Origin of the sequence: Alcaligenes phenolicus, from assembly GCF_032063905.1 — a bacterium.
GTDB classification, from domain to species: Bacteria; Pseudomonadota; Gammaproteobacteria; order Burkholderiales; family Burkholderiaceae_B; genus Alcaligenes; species Alcaligenes phenolicus.
Map to the genome: position 1 here is coordinate 291,513 of NZ_DAMBOE010000001.1, position 19,025 is coordinate 310,537.

At 57.5% G+C, this 19,025-nt stretch carries 12 protein-coding genes; 7 read left to right on the forward strand and 5 right to left on the reverse strand.

From position 1 onward, the window contains the following. Window positions 1–71: 71 nt before the first annotated feature. A complete protein-coding gene (gene mfd, locus U2949_RS01310; RefSeq protein ID WP_407654157.1) occupies window positions 72–3,551 on the reverse strand; it encodes a transcription-repair coupling factor in 3,480 nt (1,159 codons plus the stop codon). Between the two features lie 29 nt (window positions 3,552–3,580). On the opposite strand from mfd, the gene ispD reads away from it, so the two are divergent. Together ispD and ispF are read left to right on the forward strand one after the other, a co-directional pair. Beyond that, window positions 3,581–4,282 carry a 2-C-methyl-D-erythritol 4-phosphate cytidylyltransferase gene (gene ispD / locus U2949_RS01315; RefSeq protein WP_321285732.1) on the forward strand — a complete coding sequence of 234 codons (702 nt, stop codon included), beginning with the start codon at window positions 3,581–3,583 and terminating at the stop codon, window positions 4,280–4,282. After that, window positions 4,279–4,764, forward strand: a complete 486-nt coding sequence (gene ispF / locus U2949_RS01320) for a 2-C-methyl-D-erythritol 2,4-cyclodiphosphate synthase (RefSeq protein ID WP_021446886.1) — start codon at window positions 4,279–4,281, stop codon at window positions 4,762–4,764. Before ispD ends, ispF begins: the two co-directional genes overlap by 4 nt. Window positions 4,765–4,826: 62 nt before the next feature. Here the strand turns inward: ispF and U2949_RS01325 are convergent, their stop codons facing one another. Both U2949_RS01325 and ompR read right to left on the reverse strand, forming a co-directional pair. Continuing rightward, a complete protein-coding gene (locus tag U2949_RS01325) occupies window positions 4,827–6,152 on the reverse strand; it encodes a sensor histidine kinase (protein WP_462675655.1) in 1,326 nt (441 codons plus the stop codon). 119 nt (window positions 6,153–6,271) lie between these two features. Continuing rightward, a complete protein-coding gene (gene ompR / locus U2949_RS01330; protein WP_003801024.1) occupies window positions 6,272–7,006 on the reverse strand; it encodes an osmolarity response regulator transcription factor OmpR in 735 nt (244 codons plus the stop codon). A gap of 277 nt (window positions 7,007–7,283) precedes the next feature. Between ompR and tsaB the strand changes: the two genes are divergently transcribed. Beyond that, window positions 7,284–8,516, forward strand: coding sequence for a tRNA (adenosine(37)-N6)-threonylcarbamoyltransferase complex dimerization subunit type 1 TsaB (tsaB, locus tag U2949_RS01335; RefSeq protein ID WP_321285734.1), 1,233 nt, complete (start codon window positions 7,284–7,286; stop codon window positions 8,514–8,516). Next, a complete protein-coding gene (locus U2949_RS01340) occupies window positions 8,513–9,436 on the forward strand; it encodes a uracil-DNA glycosylase (RefSeq protein ID WP_026483128.1) in 924 nt (307 codons plus the stop codon). The genes tsaB and U2949_RS01340 overlap by 4 nt, the downstream gene beginning before the upstream one ends. Window positions 9,437–9,559: 123 nt before the next feature. Here the strand turns inward: U2949_RS01340 and lplT are convergent, their stop codons facing one another. After that, window positions 9,560–10,870 (reverse strand): lysophospholipid transporter LplT, encoded by a 1,311-nt coding sequence (gene lplT, locus U2949_RS01345; protein WP_009456657.1) that lies wholly within the window; start codon window positions 10,868–10,870, stop codon window positions 9,560–9,562. A 499-nt stretch (window positions 10,871–11,369) separates the two neighbouring features. On the opposite strand from lplT, the gene smc reads away from it, so the two are divergent. From smc to ligA, 3 genes are read left to right on the forward strand one after another with little or no spacing between them, the layout of a single operon-like run. Next, complete coding sequence (gene smc, locus U2949_RS01350; RefSeq protein WP_321285737.1) at window positions 11,370–14,894, forward strand: chromosome segregation protein SMC; 3,525 nt, start codon at window positions 11,370–11,372, stop codon at window positions 14,892–14,894. Between the two features lie 45 nt (window positions 14,895–14,939). Then, window positions 14,940–15,962: a cell division protein ZipA C-terminal FtsZ-binding domain-containing protein gene (locus tag U2949_RS01355; RefSeq protein ID WP_026483126.1), complete on the forward strand. Its 1,023-nt coding sequence runs from the start codon at window positions 14,940–14,942 to the stop codon at window positions 15,960–15,962. After that, window positions 15,959–18,046 (forward strand): NAD-dependent DNA ligase LigA, encoded by a 2,088-nt coding sequence (gene ligA / locus U2949_RS01360; RefSeq protein ID WP_321285740.1) that lies wholly within the window; start codon window positions 15,959–15,961, stop codon window positions 18,044–18,046. The genes U2949_RS01355 and ligA overlap by 4 nt, the downstream gene beginning before the upstream one ends. A gap of 198 nt (window positions 18,047–18,244) precedes the next feature. On the opposite strand, the gene U2949_RS01365 is transcribed toward ligA, so the two are convergent. Then, window positions 18,245–19,021: a peptidylprolyl isomerase gene (locus tag U2949_RS01365; protein WP_026483124.1), complete on the reverse strand. Its 777-nt coding sequence runs from the start codon at window positions 19,019–19,021 to the stop codon at window positions 18,245–18,247. Between the last annotated feature and the right edge of the window lie 4 nt (window positions 19,022–19,025).

The window sequence follows — 19,025 nt, forward strand, 5'->3', positions numbered from 1 at the left end:
ACTGTCAAAAATAAAAGAGCGCTGTCCGAGAGGGCAGCGCTCTTTTTTACGTCCAGCCATGTTGTTAAGGCTTACTTCTCTTTGCGCAAGCTGTTCAAGACATTGCGCACGGCCTGAATGCGGTTCTTGATTTCCTCGCCTTTGGTAATTTCAACTTTCAGCTTGTCTGGCCCAGTCAGGCGGACCTGCTTGTTTTTCTGCACCAGCTCAATAATGCTGACCGCGTCCACATTGGGCTTGGAAGAAAACTGAATCGTCGCTTGAGCTTCGCTGGCATCGATTTTCACAATCCCCAGCGGTTCGGCCTTGATGCGCAGGCGATGCACGGCCAGCAGGTTTTCGCCGGCTTCTGGCAGCAGGCCGTAGCGGTCGATCAGCTCCTCATGGATATGGATCAGGTCGTCTTCGGTACGGGCGTGTGACAGGGCCTTGTAGTGTCCCAGACGGGCGTTCACATCCGGACAGTAGTTGGCCGGCAGCAGGGCGGAGGTGTGCAGATTCACTTCGCACTCCAAGGCAAAGGGCGAATCCAGGTCAGGTTCTTCACCGGCTTTCAGGGCTTTGACAGCGGTATTGAGCATATCCGCATACATGGAATAGCCCACTTCCTGAATGTCGCCGGACTGGGATTCGCCCAGCACTTCCCCGGCGCCCCGAATTTCCAGATCGTGCATGGCCAGGAAAAAGCCTGCACCCAGCTCTTCCATGGCTTGAATGGCCTCCAGCCGCTTCTTCGCATTGCTGGTGATGGCATCCTCGCCAGGGGTCAGCAGATAGGCATAGGCCTGGTGGTGGGAACGGCCCACGCGTCCACGCAACTGGTGGAGCTGAGCCAGACCCAGGCGATCCGCACGGTGAATGACGATGGTGTTGGCAGTCGGCACGTCAATGCCGGTTTCAATAATCGTGGTACACAGCAGCACGTTGTAGCGCTTCTGGTAAAAGCCCTTCATGACGGCTTCCAGTTCGCGCTCCGGCATTTGGCCGTGGGCCACTGCAATACTGGCTTCCGGCACCAGCTCTTCCAGACGGGCACGGCGGTTGTGAATGGTTTCGACTTCGTTGTGCAGGAAGTAGACCTGGCCACCGCGTTTCAATTCGCGCAGCAGTGCTTCACGTATGGTGCTGCCATCTTCACGACGCACGAAGGTCTTGATCGCCAGACGTTTTTGTGGTGCCGTGGCAATCACGGAAAAGTCCCGTATGCCTTCCAGGGACATGCCCAAGGTACGTGGAATAGGAGTGGCGGTCAGGGTCAGGATATCGACTTCGGCACGCAGTTGCTTCAAGGCTTCTTTCTGGCGCACACCAAAGCGGTGTTCCTCGTCGATGATGACCAGGCCCAGTTGTTTGAAACGCACATCCGAGGACAGGATCTTGTGCGTACCAATCACAATATCCACGCTGCCGTCGCGCAGGCCTGCAATTGCAGCCTGGGTTTCCTTGGTCGAGCGGAAGCGGGACAGCTCGGCAACACGGATAGGCCAGTCGGCAAAACGGTCCGAGAAGGTCTGCGCATGTTGTTCAGCCAACAAGGTGGTCGGGCACAACAAGGCAACTTGCTTGCCATTGGCTACGGCCAGGAAGGCGGCACGCAGAGCGACTTCGGTTTTCCCAAAGCCTACATCCCCGCAGACCAGACGATCCATAGGCTGGCCCGACGTCATATCGTTCACGACGGCTTCAATGGCAGCAGCCTGGTCCGGTGTTTCCTCAAAGCCAAATCCTTCGGAGAAGGCTTGATAATCATTGAGCGGCAGCTTGAACTTGAAGCCTTCACGGGCGGCGCGCTGAGCGTACAGGGCCAGCAATTCCGCAGCGCTGTCACGTGCTTGTTTCGCAGCACGGCGGCGAGCCTTATCCCATTGGCCGGAGCCGAGCTGGTGTAAAGGTGCATGCTCGGGATCAGCACCGCTGTAACGGGCAATCACGTGCAACTGGGCTACGGGCACATACAAAGTGCTGCCTTTGGCGTATTCCAGGTGCAGGAACTCGACCGGGCCTTCGCCCAGGTCCATTTCTTTCAGGCCGCAGTAGCGACCAATCCCGTGTTCGGCGTGAACCACCGGGTCGCCCTCGCGCAATTCGGACAGGTCCCGCACCATGGCTTCCACATCGCTGCTGCGCTCGTTGCGGCGACGGCTGCTTTGGGTGCGTGTCTGGGTGGGATAGAGGTCGTTTTCAGTCAGCAGGCTCAGGCTGTCGTGCACCAGCGCAAAACCACGTGACAGGGGGGCGACGACCAGGGCAAAGGCGGCGTCTGACTCTAGAAAGTCGGCCAGATTCTGGCAATCTGCCGCGGGCGACAAATCGTGCTCACGCAGCATTTGCAGCAGAGTTTCCCGACGGCCCGCCGAATCGGCACATAATACCGTCCGGTTTTTCGGGTCCAGTACCTCTTGCCGTAATTGAGCTAAAGGATCCTTGTCGCGTCGGTTGACCGCCACCACAGGTAAAGCCTCAAAGTCCGGGTGGGCGATAGGCTGATCATCAGCTTGCGTGTTCAGATTCAGACGGCTAAAGGGTTTGATGCCATTGAAGAACTGCTCGTCTGACAGAAACAGGCTTTCCGGCGGCAGAATCGGGCGTTCACGGTCGTTCTTCAGGAAAGAAAAACGGCTATGGGTGTCGCTCTGGAAGCGGCCGATCGCGTTTTGTGCATCCCCGTGAGTAATGACCAGACTGCCTTGCGGCACATAGTCCATCAAGGTGGCCGTTTCTTCAAAGAACAGCGGCAGATAATATTCAATACCGGCAAAGGCAATGCCATTGCCTACATCTTTATAGGGCAGGGCACGTGACGGATCGCCCTCAAAGAACTCGCGGAAACGCGCCCGGAATTGCGTGCGCGCCTCTTCGTCCATGGGGAATTCACGACCGGGCAGCAGCTGGATTTCCTTGACCGGATACAGGCTGCGCTGGGTGTCGATATCAAAGCTGCGTATGCTTTCAATCTCGTTGTCGAACAGGTCCAGACGGTAAGGCAGCACTGAACCCATAGGGAACAGGTCAATCAGGCCACCGCGAATGCTGAATTCGCCTGGAGCGCTGACTTGTGTCATATGAGTGTAGTTCGCCAGCATCAACTGGGCGCGCAGTTGCGCCTCATCCAGTGCGTCGCCCTGGCGGAATGAGAAAGTGTAGGCGGCCAGAAAGGAGGGCGGTGCCAGACGATACAGGGCGGTGGTGACGGGAACCGTCAGCACATCGACCTCGTGCATGGTCAGGGCATGCAAGGTGCGCAAACGCTCGGAGATCAAATCCTGGTGGGGAGAGAAGCTGTCATAGGGCAGCGTTTCCCAGTCCGGCAGTTGGCGCACGCGCAGGGCGGGGCCAAACAACAGGATTTCCTCGGCCAGTCTTTGAGCCGTCAAGGGGTCGGCGCAGAGCACCAGAATAGGCGCTTTATGCTGGCGGGCCAGGTCGGCAATCAGGCAGGCATCGCCCGAGCCAGGAGGCATGGGTTGCGAATAGCGTTGACCGGGGCGTAAGGCGGCCAGCACATCTTGAGTGCTGGGCAGGGACAGGGAGTGCTGTTTTTCGGTTTCCATCAGGATTGTCATTATAAAATCACCCACCTATGAAGACTACCTTGATTGCAATTGTTCCAGCCGCCGGTATCGGTTCGCGCGCCCTGGATTCTGCCACGAAGGCGCAAGGCTTGCCCAAGCAATACCGTTTGCTGGGTGAGCAGCCCATGTTGCGCCGCTCGGTACAGGCTTTGCTGGCTGATGAGCGCATCAGCCAGGTTCGGGTGGCCGTGGCCCCCGGTGATACCTGGGCCGCCGCCGCACTGGAAGGCTTGCCGCGCACGATTTGTCTGCCTTGTGGTGGGGAAACGCGGGCAGAAACAGTCCTCAATACCTTGCAGAGTCTGGATAAGGACGAACAAGCCTGGGTTCTGGTTCACGATGCTGCTCGTCCCGGTTTGCCCAGGCAGGCTTTGGCGCGGCTGATTGATGCCTGCTTGCAGGCGCAACGCGGTGGCTTGCTGGCTTTACCCGTGCCTGATACCGTCAAGCGCGCAACACCCGCCGAGCCGGTCGCGGTGCAGGGAACGGTGGACAGAGACGGACTGTGGTTAGCGCAGACCCCCCAGTTGTTTCCCGCCCACGACTTGCGCGAGGCCTTGGAAATGGCTAAAGAACAGGGTTTTGCGGTGACGGATGAGGCCAGCGCCATGGAGTTGGCGGGCAGCCAACCCTTATTGATATTGGGTTCGGCACGGAATTTTAAAGTCACCTGGCCTGAAGATTTTGAATTGATGGAGAAATGGTTATGAGCATGCCAATTCGCGTAGGACAAGGTTTTGATGTGCATGTACTGTGCGAAGGCCGGCCTTTGATTCTGGGCGGCGTCACCATTCCGCATACGCATGGCCTGATGGGGCATTCGGATGCCGATGCCTTGCTGCATGCCATTACCGATGCGATTTTGGGGGCGGCGGGTCTGGGGGATATTGGTCGTCACTTTCCGGACACGGACCCAAAATACAAGGGTGCCGATAGTCGAGTGCTGCTGCGTCATGCGTATGAACAGGTACGCGCGGCGGGCTGGTTGGTAGGCAATGTGGATGCCACGATTCATGCGCAAAAACCCAAGATCGCACCACATGCTCCGGCGATGGTGGCCAATATCGAGGCCGATCTGCAATTGGAACCCGGCAGTGTGAACATCAAGGGTAAAACAAATGAGGCGATCGGTTTTGTGGGACGCCAGGAAGGGATTGCAGTGACCTCAGTCGCCCTGTTGTACCGCGCTTGATCGGGCTCGGGACTGAGCCCGGCCTTGGGCAAGGGCTATCCCCTGCCTAAGGCTCAAGGTACTCAGATGGCTTTGGAGTCTTTATCGCCCTGGGTTCCAGGCGCATTACGACTGGCGCGGATGCGGGGCAATTGAATGCGCGCGGTCAAGCCCTCGGACGGAGCACTGACCAGCTCAAAGTGACCTCCGACTTGTCCCAGCAAACGCTCCACAATAGCCAGCCCCAAGCCTGCGCCACTGACGCCTGTGCGTGCAGAGACTCCGCGCGAGAAGGGGCGCAGCAGGCGCTGGATATCGCCCTTTTCAATACCGGCTCCCTGATCCTTGACGGCAATCACCAGAATATTGCCATGCTGATGCGCCGACAGCTCAATGCGTGCCCGATCATCCTCAGGACTGCGTCCATAGCGACGGGCATTTTCGATCAGGTTGGAGACGATACGTTTCAAGTCGTGGGCGCTGATGCGGGCATACAGATTGGGTTCGACGGAAGCCGTCAAAATTCCACCCAGCGATTCTGTATGCGTGCGTTCGCGTTCGTAGACGTCATTGAGCACGGCGGAAACATCAATGCCATGTTCAGGGACAGCCGTAGCGGGACGGGCGTATTCCATCAACTGACCAATACTGTGGTCAATCTGGGCCAGGTCCTCGTCAATGGCGGCGCGGGTTTCGTCCGAGACCTGGCTTAATTCAATTTCCAGACGCATGCGCGCCAGCGGTGTGCGCAAGTCGTGCGAAATACCGGCCAGCATGATTTCTCTATCGGCCTCCGTCTGGCGAATGTCGCGCGCCATACGGTTAAAGGCGATATTCATGTCGCGGATTTCAACCGGACCTTTTTCAGGCAGAGTGCTGGGAGTTTCGCCACGGGCCAATTGCTGAGCGACTTTGGCCAACTGAGCCAAAGGCCGGTTCACAAAACGCACACTGACAGCGGCACCGATCAAGGCCAGCAGCAAGGCGGTAGCGCCCCAGCCCAGCCATTCCACGCCGGCAGTCAGACTTAATTGTTCGCGATCAAAGACCAGCCAATACTGATCTTCATTGATATCAAAGGAAACCCAGATGCCCGGTACGCTGTTGACCGACCACATGATCAAGGTCTGGCTGCCCAGTGCGCCACGCACTTCGGTAGAGACATGCTGCCAGTAGTTGGAGCGCGGCAGGGGTTCAAGTTCGTCCGTGTTCTCGCGTGGTTGCACGCGCAGACTTTCCTTGGTGGCCAGATCCAGCAACAAGGCAGGGCGCACCGCCGGGGGCGCGTACACCAGGGCCGAGCGGGTGATGCTGACAATGGACGCCACGCGCTGCGCCATTTGGGCTGCGCGTGGGCCTTCTTCCATACTGAAGAATACTTGCAGCCAGGCACCCAGGCTGACGAGCATCAACGCTGCGAGCAATAAAAAAGACCGGCTGAATAAACCCAGCCGGATACTCGAGTTTTTCGTTGCTCGGCGTTGGGCGGCCACGGCGGGCCGCCCTTCTTGCTGACCGGAAGACAAGGTCAGTTACCGCCGTCTGGAACAAAAACGTAGCCCAGACCCCAGACCGTTTGAATGAACACGGGCTTGGAGGCATTGGGTTCGATCAGCTTGCGCAGACGCGAAATCTGCACGTCCAGGCTGCGGTCAAAAGCTTCGTATTCGCGGCCACGCGCCAGTTCCATCAGTTTGTCGCGCGACAAGGGGATCTTGGGATGACGGGCAAACACCTTCAGCACGGAAAACTCGCCCGTTGTGATGGGGACGACTTCGTTGTTGCGTGTCAGTGTTCGTGTGGACAGGTTCAGCACATAGGGGCCGAACTCGATCGATTCATTTTCCTGACTAGGTGCGCCGGGGTGTTCCTCGGTACCACGGCGTCGCAAGATAGCGTTGACACGGGCTAGCAGTTCGCGGGGGTTGAAGGGTTTGATGAGGTAGTCATCGGCACCCATCTCCAGGCCCACGATACGGTCGATTTCTTCGGCCTTGGCAGTGAGCATGATGATGGGAGTGTTGTCGTGTCCGCCGCGCAGCCGACGACAGATGGACAGGCCATCCTCGCCTGGCAGCATCAGATCCAATACCAGCAGATCGAAATGCTCGCGTTGCCAGAGTTTGGCCATTTCTTTACCGTCTTCGGCGACGAAAACGTTGAACCCTTGTTCAGACAAGTAGCGGCGCAATAAATCGCGCAGCCGGGGATCGTCGTCAACGACAAGGATTTTGCGGGTGAGGGGGGGGGTCGGCGTATTCATAGCGAAAATGTAACAGGCAACAGAAAGCGCGTATAGGGGGGTGTAGAAAAATATTACACATTAAGTGTTTTGTACTATTTATGCGCCTTGTAGCGGATTTGAACTGGCTTTACAGAAGATCATATGGTGGCAAATAGTCTGACTGGCCTGATTGAGTCAGGTCAAGAAAAGAGCGGCTGGAAGAGAAATACACTCGAAATTCTGTCGTGGACAGTTTTGTCCTTGTCCGATCCCATGGAGCTGCCTATTTTGAGTCTGCTTAAACTAAAATAGCGCGATGGATGCACATATTCTTGCCCTGGAGACTTCCTCCAATCTCTGTGAACTGACCTTGTTGTCTCGCACCCAGGCGGGTATTTCGCTGGTGGAGCTGAGCCATGAAGGTAGTGGCGATCATGCCGAACGCCTTTTGCCCATGGCCGAGCAACTGCTGGAGCAGGCCGGTCTGGATAGGCACGCCCTGACGGCGATTGCTTTCGGCCAAGGCCCTGGCGGTTTTACCGGCCTGCGCGTGGCCTGTGGTGTGGCTCAAGGCATGGCTTTTGCCCTGGACTTGCCGGTGTTGCCGGTCTCGTCCTTGTTGGCAGCTGCTGCTTGCGGCACGCCGGTAGAAGGCAAGGCCTATGTGGTCGCACAGGATGCGCGCATGCAAGAGGTCTACGCGGCTGTGTACTGCTGGACAGTCCAGAGCTCCTGGTCCGTGCTGCAAAGTCCTGTCTTGCTGGATGCCGCGCAGGTCACTACCTGGATCGCCCGTTTGCAGGCTGAAGGTTTGATCGCAGAGCACCAGCCTATTCAAGTCGTCGGTGACGCATTGGAGCAGTTTCCTGATCTGGCCCCAGCTGTTCTCGCACAGGGCTGGGAGGTGGGTCAGGCATGGCGTGCAACAGGTGCCAGCGTGGCGCATTTGGCTTTGCATGATCTGGACGAAGGGCGGGGTATCTCCCCGGATCTGGCCATGCCGCTGTATGTGCGCGAGAAAGTCGCTTACACCATTCAGGAGCGTGAACAGGGCTTGGGTGGAAACCCTGCGGCTCTGGATCAACCTCTGCAAATTGAAGCCATGCAGGCCGGGCATGTGTCCGCCGTGCTGGATATTGAGCGTCGTGTGGAAAGCCATCCCTGGACGGCAGGCAACTTCACGGATGCCCTGGGCAATAGCGCGTACTGCTCCCGGATCATTCACAAACAAGGCCAGGTGCAAGGCTATGCCGTTTGGCTGCAAGCTCCCGATATGATTGAGCTTTTGCTGATTGGGGTGGCCCCTGAACAGCAGCGGCGCGGTCTGGCTTGGCAATTGCTGGACGACGGCCTGCAGTGGGCTCGTCAGCATCAGCTGGAGCGCGTGGTTCTGGAAGTGCGAGCTTCGAATGCGCCAGCTATAGGCCTGTATCAGAAGTACGGTTTCAAGGCGGACGGCCTGCGTAAAAACTACTACCCGCTTGGCGATGGACTGCGTGAAGACGCGGTCTTGATGAGTCTGAACCTGGCCAACAAGGCAGGGGCATGATCGATTTTCAGCCTATCTCCCCTCTGCAACGCACCTGGCTTTTGGAGTTGGGGCTGGAGCGTGCTTTTCTGGCGCGTCTGCCGCAGGCACAGCCGCTTGGGCAATCCGCAACCATAGCAGCAGCCCCTGCGCAAGAGGCCGCAGCGGCCCCGCAGACGGCTCAGTTTGCAGGCCGAAATCTGGATGATGCGGTCAGCCCTGCGCCTGTTTCAGCTCCCGCAGCGGCTACTGATGCCATGTCGGCGCGTGATCAGGCGCTGGCGGTCTTGCGTAAATCCGGAGCTCGACCTGTTGCAGCGGCTCCTGTGGAGGAAGTGGTGCAGCGGCCTGCTGTACTGATTCAGCCCGAAAAAGCCCAGGATATGGCCAGCTTGCTGGAGCAGGTGCAGGCTTGTCAGGAATGCGGTTTGCATACGGGCCGCGCTCAAGTGGTATTTGGTTCAGAGCTCTTGTCCGAGCCGGACTGGATGATTATTGGTGAAGCGCCGGGCACCAGCGATGATCGCAGCGCCCAGCCTTTTGATGGCAAAGCCGGTCTGCTTTTGCAAGCCATGCTTAACAGCGCGATTCCTGATGCTTCGGTCTATAAAACGCATCTGGTGAAATGCCGCCCCTTGGGCAACCGTCCACCCACCCAAGAAGAGCTAGCCGCGTGTCGTGCCTTTCTGGATGCACAAATTCGCTTGGTACAGCCCCGTCGCTTGCTGGCCGTTGGCCATTTGGCGGCGGTGGCACTAAGTGGTCGTGATGAAGATCTGGAGGCTTTGCGGGGCCAGGCCCTGACGTATACCGATGCCCAGGGTCGTAGCCTGCCTTTGGTGGTGACTTACCATCCTGCCTCGCTGTTGCTGCGCCCGCAGCACAAAGCCAATGCCTGGCGGGATTTGTCCTTGCTGCGCGAGTTGCAGGGCCAGTCCTGATCTCAGTTCTTGCAGGCGGCTTTTAGCGCTGGGTTGCCTCGTCAGACGTCATCATGGAAAAACACCCCAAAGATTGGATTCAAGTCCAACTTTTGGGGTGTAGTGCCTTTTTGGGGCTGTCCCTTACTTGGCCGTCAAGGCCTGCCCATGACCTTCCTGGCCTATGCAGGCCTCCAGCTCGGGATGCGCGCGTAGATTGGCGTTTTTCCAGATGATGAATACCGTCATCAAGGACGCTACCATCAGGCCAAAGAACACAATGATGTAGTTGATGGGCAAACGCAGCCACAACAGCAGGCTGTACAGCGCCAGCATGAACAGAATGTTCAGCTGTTCATTGAAGTTCTGCACGGCAATGGAATGACCGGCCGACAACATGACGTGGCCACGATGTTGGAGCAGGGCATTCATGGGAACGACGAAAAAGCCGGACAAGCCGCCGATGCCCATCAGCAGGGTGTAGACCGCCCATTTCTCGTGCACCAAAGGCATGAGCAGAACCACAAAGCCCATTGCCACGCCCACTGGCAGAACGGCCAGTGATTTCTTCAAGGGAACGCGGGCCGCAAAAACGGCGCCAAAGACCGTACCCAATGCGGCCACGCCCATCAGAACCGAGGCCTGGTCCAGACGGTATCCCAGATGTTGAGCGCCCCATTCGATCACAATGAATTGCAGCGTGGCACCGGCACCCCAGAATAAAGTGGTTACCGCCAGCGAGATCTGGCCCAGCTTGTCACGCCACAGAATATGTACGTAGGTACGGAATTCCTTGAGCAGCAGAATGGGGTTCTTTTGTTGGGGCGGGTAGTCGATATTGGTGCGGGGAATCAGCAGGTTGCACAGCGCTGCCGACAGATAGATAAAGGAAATCAGCAAGATAGCGACTTCGGCACGCGTCTGGGCCAAAGGTGCAATCAGTGGGTGTTCGGCCAGCGAACTGGCGATCGACGGGTTGATCAGAATACCGCCCAGCACGGTGCCGCCGATGATGGACAGAACGGTCAGCCCTTCAATCCAGCTATTGCCCTTGACCAATTGTTCGGGCTTGAGCATTTCGGTGACGATGCCGTACTTGGCAGGGGAGTAGGCAGCAGCACCGATACCAACCAGGGTGTAGGAGATAAAGACCAGAACCAGCTGCTGGGAGTCGTTCATGCCAAAGTACTGGTGGCAGAACATCAACATACAGCCTATCAGCTTGATGGCATTGGTGGCGAACATCACCCGGCCCTTGGGATACGAGTCGGCAAAGGCCCCTACAAAAGCGGCCAATAGCACGTAGGACAGCGCAAACCACCATTTCATCATGGGGACCATCCAGATAGGTCCGTGCAGGTCAGCGATCAGGGCGATGGCGGCAATCAGCAAGGCATTGTCGGCAACTGACGACAATGCCTGCGCGGCCATGACCAGATAAAATCCTTTATTCAAAATACATCCCGAATACGTGTGCCCACAGGTGCAGTCTCGGGACTGCAGAGCACGAATCAAAGCCAGGTGTCAGGCCTGGGGAGCTTTTCAAGGCGGCTCCTCATGGTTTTTCTGACCAAGCCTGAGCCGGTGTGAAATTTACGAAGAGAGATGGGGAGCAAGAATAACAGGGACTGCGGGGGCAGTGGTATCAGAAATTCATTGCGGCTATCTGTCTGCGCGGATTTTCTGGCCGGGCGGGCGCTGGCAAAGCGCTATTGTAAATGCCCTGTCTGACACTCTTGTCTTGCTTGCCAAGCAGGGTAAACAGGGCTTGACGGCAAGGGGGAGTTTACTGCCTTATCATCCCAGCAGTCGGGCCGTGGTTTTCATTTGTTTTTTGGCGTGTTTTGCTGTGGGTGGCAGGTGCTGCGGTATCATACGACTCGCGGTGCCGGGCAGATCAAGATGCGCCTGTGCGCCTGTTCAAATTGGTCTTTTCTGAGCTGACTTCTACCCTGTGCGTCTAACCCAGATCAAACTAGCTGGTTTCAAATCCTTTGTGGACCCGACCTCCATCCCAACTCCCAGTCAGTTGGTTGGCGTTGTCGGGCCCAACGGCTGTGGAAAATCCAACATCATCGATGCGGTGCGCTGGGTGCTGGGCGAGAGCAAAGCCTCCGAGCTGCGTGGCGAGTCCATGCAGGACGTGATTTTCAATGGCTCCTCGCAACGCAAACCGGCGGGCCGCGCATCGGTTGAGCTGGTTTTCGATAATTCTGAAGGGCGGGCCTCGGGGCAGTGGAGCACCTATGCCGAGATCTCGGTACGGCGTGTCCTGAGCCGGGACGGGACCAGCAGCTACTTTCTGAACAATCAGGCGGTTCGTCGGCGTGATATTCACGACATCTTCCTGGGTACGGGCTTGGGGGCGCGGGGTTACGCCATCATCGGGCAGGGCATGATCAACCGCCTGATTGAAGCCAAGCCGGAAGAGCTGCGTGTGTTTCTGGAAGAAGCCGCGGGCGTATCGCGCTACAAGGAGCGTCGTCGCGAAACGGAAAGCCGCTTGCGCGATACTCGTGAAAACTTGCTGCGTGTGGAAGACATTCAAAGAGAACTGGATGCGCAGCTGGAGAAATTGCAGGCGCAGGCCGAAGTGGCACGCCAGTATCGTGATTTGCAGCAAGACGGTGAGCTCAAGCAAAACCTGCTGTGGCTGCTGAAAGAGTCCAATGCACAGAGCGATCAAAAAGCCCGTTTCCTGGCGATTGAGCAGGCTCAGACCAAGCTGGAAGAATCCATTGCCGGTTTGCGGCATGCCGAATCCACGTTGGAGTCGCAGCGACAAGCTCATTTACAGGCTGGCGATGCCTTGCATCTGGCGCAAAGCCAGTTGTATGAGGCCGGCTCTCAAGTGTCCAGCCTGGAAGCGGAAATCCGCCACGTGCTGGATTCGCGTAGCCGTATGGCGCAGCGCCGCGAGCAGCTGGAACAACAGCAGCACGACTGGATTGAGCAACAGGAGCATTGCCAGCTGGAGCTGGAAAACAGCGAACAGCAACGCGAGGAAGCAGCAGTCAAGCTGGAAGAATTACAGATCTTGCTGGAAGAGGCCCAAGGAGCCTTGCCCGATCTGGAGCTGCGTGTACGCGAGCAAGCCCAGCGTCGCGACGAAATGCGCATGGCTTTGGCGCGTCTGGAACAGAATTTGGCCTTGGCTGCGCAATCACAGCGTGATGCCGACCGCCAGATTCAAGGTGTGGAGCAGCGTCAGGAGCGCTTGAAGCAGGAATTGCGCGAACTCAATGCCCCGGACCCGGACAATCTGGAGCGTCTGCAAGGCGATCTGAACATGCTGCAAAATCAGTTGCAGCAAGCTCAGGAACATATGCAGCATCTGGAGGCCCAGCTTCCTCGACTGGAAGAGGAGCGCAAGAAGGCGCAGGAGCAAGCCTTGCAAGGCGGGCAGGATATGGCCCGTCTGGAAGCACGTCATCTGGCCTTGAGTCGTTTGCAGGAGGATGTGGCGCGCAAGGGAACTCTGGAACCCTGGCTGGCCAAGCATGGGCTGGAGAGCATGAAGCGTCTATGGCAAAGCCTGGACGTGGAAAAAGGCTGGGAAACCGCGCTGGAGGCGGTGCTGCGCGAGCGCATGACGGCCTTGGAGCTGCGCCGCCTGGATATGGCCGCAGCTTTCGCCAGTGATGCACCACCGGCCCGTTTAAGTTTTTATCAGTTGCCCGAGGCGGGAGCGCCGGTCAAGCCTGCCCTGGATTTACCCTTGTTGACTTCGGTGTTGCGTCAGCAAGAGGGCGGCTTGCGCAGCTTGCTGGATAATTGGTTGCACCAGGTTTATGTCTGTCAGGATTTGAAGCAGGCCCTGAGCTTGCGCGATCAACTGACAGATCAAATGGCAATCGTGGTGCGTGACGGCCATTTGGTGGATAAGCACAGCATTCGCTTTTATGCACCCGACTCCGAACAAGCCGGGATGCTGGCACGTCAGCAGGAAATTGCTCATCTGGAGCGCGAGCTGCGCGGCGCTCAACTGATTGTCGATGAACTGGGTCATACCAGCACCCAGGCTGAAATGGCCTTGCAGCAAGTGCGTAACGGCCTGGTTCCGGCCCGAGCCCGCGTGGGCGAGCTGACAGCTCGGATGCACGATGTGCAGCTGGAGCACTCCAAGTTGGCCCAACAGGCGCAGCAGTCGCAAGAGCGTGGTAGCCGCATCAACGAAGAGCTGGAAGAACTGGCAGTACAGCGCGAAGAGCTGCAGGCGAACCGCGAGGAATTCGAGGCCCGCTTTGAAACGCTGGATGAAGAGCTGGCCGAACATCAGGGCGTGTTTGCCGAAGCGCAGATGGAAGGCGAGAAGGGCGCCGAACAGGCAGAACAGGCCCGCCGTACCGTACACGAGCGTGAGCGCGCCGTGCATGATGCCCAGTTTGCCGAGCGTGCTTTGGTGCAGCGCATGGCCGAACTGCAGCGCAATCTGGCCCTGGCGCAGGAGCAGGCACAACGCACGGCCGGTCAGCTGGAAGGTTTGCAAGGCGAACTGCTGGATCTGGATGCGTCCGCCGCACAAGCCGGTTTACAAGATGCCCTGGAGTTGCGTGCCGAACGTGAAGAAGCCGTTCGTCTGGCAAAAATTCAACTCGATACGCTGGCTGCCCAATTGCGTGAGCATGAACAGGCCCGTGCCGAGAACGAAAAGAATCTGGCACCCTTGCGCGAGCAAGTCACTGAATTGCAGTTGCAGGAACAAGCGTCGCGTCTGGCGGTCGAACAGTTTGCTGAACAGCTGGACAGCAGAAAGGTAAACCGTTCCGAACTGTGGAGCTTGTTACAGGAAAAGACACCGGAATGGCAGCGTGTGGGCTGGTTGCAGTCTGAAGTGCAGCGCATCTCGCGCCAGATTGAAGGCCTGGGTCCGGTGAACCTGGCGGCCCTTGAGGAGCTGACTACGGCCCAGGAACGCAAGACCTATCTGGATGCCCAGCATAAGGATTTGAGTGATGCCATCGAGACCCTGGAAGATGCGATTCGCAAGATTGATCGCGAGACGCGCCAGTTGCTCATGGAAACATTCAACATCGTTAATCAGCACTTTGGCGAGCTTTTCCCAAGGCTATTTGGTGGTGGAGAGGCTAAACTGACGATGGTGGGCGATGAAGTGCTGGAAGCTGGGGTGCAGGTCATGGCTCAGCCACCAGGCAAGCGCAATAGCACGATTCATTTGCTCTCTGGTGGTGAAAAGGCATTGACAGCGACAGCGCTGGTTTTTGCCTTCTTCAAGCTCAATCCCGCGCCCTTTTGTTTACTGGACGAGGTAGATGCGCCACTGGATGATGCGAATACCGAACGCTATGCCAATCTGGTGGCCAGCATGAGTGATCAAACCCAGTTTTTATTTATTTCTCACAATAAAATTGCCATGCAGATGGCCAAACAACTGATCGGGGTCACCATGCAAGAGCAAGGTGTGTCCCGAATTGTGGCAGTGGACGTAGACGCTGCCATGCAAATGAGCAGTGTGTAAGCCTGTTTTTTTTAATCCGCTAGTGTTGATTCGACGGAACTGACAATGAGTGATTTGCAAATCGCACTGATTTTATTGGGCATTTTGCTCATCTTGCTCGTGGTGGTCTTTAACTGGTGGCAAGACCGCCGAGTGCGCCAGCAGATGCAAAGCCAATTCCCGGATGGGGATACCGATCCCTTGATGAGCCAGCTCACCGAGCTGGAACGCCGCGAGCCCAGCATGACGCGTGGCGGCGATTCTGCGCCTGCTGATGGTGAGCACGATGCGGCCGAGGCCGACTGCACGACTGAGGCCGTTATCGATATCAGTTTCAGCCAGCCCGTGGATGCTCAGGATCTGGCTCAGGCCTTGCAATCGGTATCGCGTACCGGTGCCAAGCCTGTGCGTTATTTTGCGGAATGCGAAGGGGGCGGTCATCGCGCCCGCCTGCGTTCGGGCGAGTCCTACGCCAGCATGCAGATTGCCGTTTTGCTGGCCAACCGTAGTGGCCCCTTGTCGGCGATTGAGTGGTCGCAGGTCTGGATGGCTGCGCAAGCGCTGGCCCAGCAGTTTGATGGTTCGGTAGAAGGTCCGGAACAGGATGATGTGCTACGTCGTGCGGCTGCCCTGGATAATACCTGCGCTGATCTGGATGCCCTGGTGGGCGTGTCGGTGCGCTTGCCTGGCCCCATGCCTGCCTCGTCCGTGATTCAAATGGTCAAGGATGCCGGTTTTCTGCCCTTTGGCCAGCAACTGGCCTGGTTGGCAGATTCGGGGCAGCCCCGTTTCACCGCCATGTTCGATGGTGTCCAGCCTAAAGATATTCAGTCGGCCAGCATTGAGCGTATCGACTTGCTGCTGGATTTGCCCAACAGCCCGGCGGACGATCATGCCTTTAGCCGCATGGCAACGGTGGCCCGTGATCTGGCCAGCCGTCTGGACGGCGTGGTGCTGGATGATCAAGGTCGCCCCTTGCCCGAGAGCACCGACCAAAACATTGATGAACAACTAAGTAATCTGTACGAACGCCTGGAGCAGGCTGGCTTTACAGCAGGCCAGGAACGTACAGGCAGGATTTTTTCGTGAGTTTGAAGCGAGTACAGCAGTTACATGAAGAACTGGCCCAGCATAACTGGGCCTATTACGTTCAGGATGCGCCCAGCATTTCGGACGCGCAATACGACGCATTGATGAACGAGCTGCTGGCGCTGGAAGCCGAGCATCCTGAATGGATTACACCGGACTCGCCCACACAGCGTGTGGGTGCAGCGCCTCTGGACGGCTTTGACACGGTTCAGCACGCTGTCCCCATGCTGTCCTTGGGCAATGCCTTTGATGACGAGGAAGTGCAGGCTTTCGACAAACGTGTCGCTGATACCCTGGTCGACGCAGGTGTAGTCGGCTTGGATCGTCGGGTGGATTATCTGGCTGAATACAAGTTTGATGGCCTGGCGATCAGCCTGCGCTATGAACAAGGTCTGTTGGTACAGGCATCGACTCGCGGTGATGGCACCACAGGCGAGGACGTCACCAGCAATATTCGCACCATCAAGTCCATTCCTCTGCGCTTGCGTGGCGATGCGGCACAATTGCCCGCCGTGCTGGAGGTGCGAGGCGAGGTTTTGATGAACCGGGCGGACTTTGAGCGCCTGAACGAGAACCAGACCAAGCGTGGCGAGAAAGTATTTGTGAATCCGCGCAATGCGGCCGCAGGCAGCTTGCGTCAGCTGGACCCGAAAATCACTGCCAAACGGCCTTTGCGCTTTTTTGCCTATGGTTGGGGTGAGGTCAGCCCCATGCCTGCCGCGAATCAGCCACAAAGTGCCTTGTTTGCGGAACCCGCTGGCGAGGCCCTGCCCCGTGATACCCAATCGGGCATGATGGACTGGCTGGAAAGCCTGGGTATGCCCTTGAGCCGCGACCGTAAAGTCGTGAAGGGCGTACAGGGCCTGCTGGATTTCTATGGTCAAACCCAGCAACGTCGCCCCGATTTGCCCTTTGAAATTGACGGTGTGGTTTATAAGGTCAACTCTTTGGCTGCGCAGCGTGTTCTGGGCTATGTGGCCCGTGCGCCGCGCTTTGCCGTTGCTCACAAATTCCCCGCACAAGAAGAAATGACGCGTGTGGAGAGTATCGAGTTTCAAGTAGGCCGTACCGGGGTTGTCACGCCCGTCGCGCGCTTGAAGCCGGTCTTTGTGGGCGGTGTCACAGTCACTAATGCCACGCTGCATAACGAAGACGAGGTGCGTCGCAAAGATGTGCGAGCGGGCGATACCGTCGTGGTGCGCCGTGCCGGTGATGTGATCCCGGAAGTGGTTGCTGTGGTGTTGGAGCAGCGCCCCGAAAGTAGCGTGCCTTTCGAGATGGTCAAGGAGTGTCCAGCTTGTCAGTCGGCTCTGGAGCGTCTGGAAGGGGAGTCTGCCTGGCGTTGTACTGGTGGTCTGATTTGTCCTGCCCAGCGCAAGCAAACCCTGATTCACGCCGCCAGCCGTAAAGCGCTGGATATTGAAGGTTTGGGTGAAAAGCTGGTGGATCAGTTGGTGGAAACCGGGCTGGTGCATACCTTGGCCGATATCTTCAAGTTGCAAGTCGAAAAGCTGGTACTGCTGGAGCGTATGGGACGCAAGTCGGCCGAGAACCTGATCGAGGCTATCGACAAGGTGCGCGAGCCGGCCTTGAATCGCCTGATTTACGCCTTGGGTATTCGCCATGTGGGTGAGACCACGGCGCGCGATCTGGCGCAGCATTTTGGTTCCTTGCAAGCCTTGGAGCAGGCTGATGAAGAAGCGCTGCTGCAAGTCAATGAAGTGGGCCCGGTGGTAGCGGCTTCCGTGCGGCACTTTTTTCAGGAGCCGCATAATCGTGAGGCCCTGGATGCTTTGCTGGCGGCTGGGGTCACACCTCAACAGGCGCAAGCCCGCGCCAATAGCGCTAATCTGCCGCTGGCGGGCAAAACGGTGGTCATTACGGGTACGCTGCCCAGCATGAGCCGCGACGAGGCTACACGCCGTGTATTGGAAGCAGGGGGCAAGGCCAGTGGCTCGGTCTCCAAAAAGACGGCCTATGTGCTGGCAGGTGCAGAGGCTGGTTCCAAGCTGACCAAGGCGCAGGAGTTGGGCGTGACTATTTTGGACGAAGTCCAGTTCCTGGCTTTACTGGCGGGTGAATAGCACGGGGTGAGCCGTGAAGTTCTGGTGGCTTGAATCGTCCCGGTAGTGATTCAGTAGTGATCTGGGCTGGTGGTCACCGCATGAACCACCTCCAGTGAAGGAGCTCTTCACTACAAACAAATATGGCGCCTCAAGGGCGCCATATTTGTTTTTCCTGCCAGCCGCTTTATCGGGAAAACAAAGCGGCTGTCAAAGCCATTACTTGATATTGGCTTCTTTCAGGATTTTTTGCTGGTATTCGGCCAGCTTGCGCTGACGCATCATTTCTTCCAGCTGAGGCTTCACTTCGGCCATGGCGGGGAAGGTCACAGGGCGAGCATCGTCCACCTGGATGATGTGCCAGCCAAATTGCGACTGCACAGGCGCAGCGCTCAGCTCGCCTTTTTTCATCTTCTCTACAGCCTGAGCGAACTCGGGTACGTAGGTAGAGCTAGGAGCCCAGCCCAGATCGCCGCCTTGCTGGCCGCTGCCGGTGTCGATGGAGTCTTTCTTGGCGGCATCAGCAAAGCTGATTTTCTTGGACTTGATCTTGGCCAGCAAATCTTTGGCGGCAGCTTCGTCCTTGACCAGAATGTGGCGCACCTTGTATTCCTGCTGACCTTCTTCCATCGCCTTGATGGTGTTGTATTCCTTGGTCAGGTCGGCGTCGGTGACGGGGTTCTTTTTCAGGTAGTCAGCCATCAGGGCACGGACCAGAATGCTCTGGCGGGCCAGTTCCAGCTCTTGCTGAACCTGGTTGGTCTTGTCGATACCGGCTTTTTCAGCGGCTTGCACCACAGCCAGACGGTTCACCATTTCCTGTTTGACTTGCTCACGCAGCTCGGGCGAGTCCTTGGCGCCTTGCTCGACCAGAACGGCGACGAACTGATCCAGGTCTTTTTGCGTGAGGTTTTTGCCGTTTACGGTGGCAATCGTCTGTGCATAGACGGGAGCAGCCATAGCGCAGGTCAGGGCAAATGCGGCAATACGTTTCATGAGC

Excerpts from the sequence above, each read along its gene's own strand:
- mfd (WP_407654157.1), bottom strand. The coding sequence starts at position 3,551 with ATGGAAACCGAAAAACAGCACTCCCTGTCCCTGCCCAGCACTCAAGAT.
- ispD (WP_321285732.1), top strand. The coding sequence starts at position 3,581 with ATGAAGACTACCTTGATTGCAATTGTTCCAGCCGCCGGTATCGGTTCG.
- ispF (WP_021446886.1), top strand. The coding sequence starts at position 4,279 with ATGAGCATGCCAATTCGCGTAGGACAAGGTTTTGATGTGCATGTACTG.
- U2949_RS01325 (WP_462675655.1), bottom strand. The coding sequence starts at position 6,152 with ATGCTCGTCAGCCTGGGTGCCTGGCTGCAAGTATTCTTCAGTATGGAA.
- ompR (WP_003801024.1), bottom strand. The coding sequence starts at position 7,006 with ATGAATACGCCGACCCCCCCCCTCACCCGCAAAATCCTTGTCGTTGAC.
- tsaB (WP_321285734.1), top strand. The coding sequence starts at position 7,284 with ATGGATGCACATATTCTTGCCCTGGAGACTTCCTCCAATCTCTGTGAA.
- U2949_RS01340 (WP_026483128.1), top strand. The coding sequence starts at position 8,513 with ATGATCGATTTTCAGCCTATCTCCCCTCTGCAACGCACCTGGCTTTTG.
- U2949_RS01355 (WP_026483126.1), top strand. The coding sequence starts at position 14,940 with ATGAGTGATTTGCAAATCGCACTGATTTTATTGGGCATTTTGCTCATC.
- U2949_RS01365 (WP_026483124.1), bottom strand. The coding sequence starts at position 19,021 with ATGAAACGTATTGCCGCATTTGCCCTGACCTGCGCTATGGCTGCTCCC.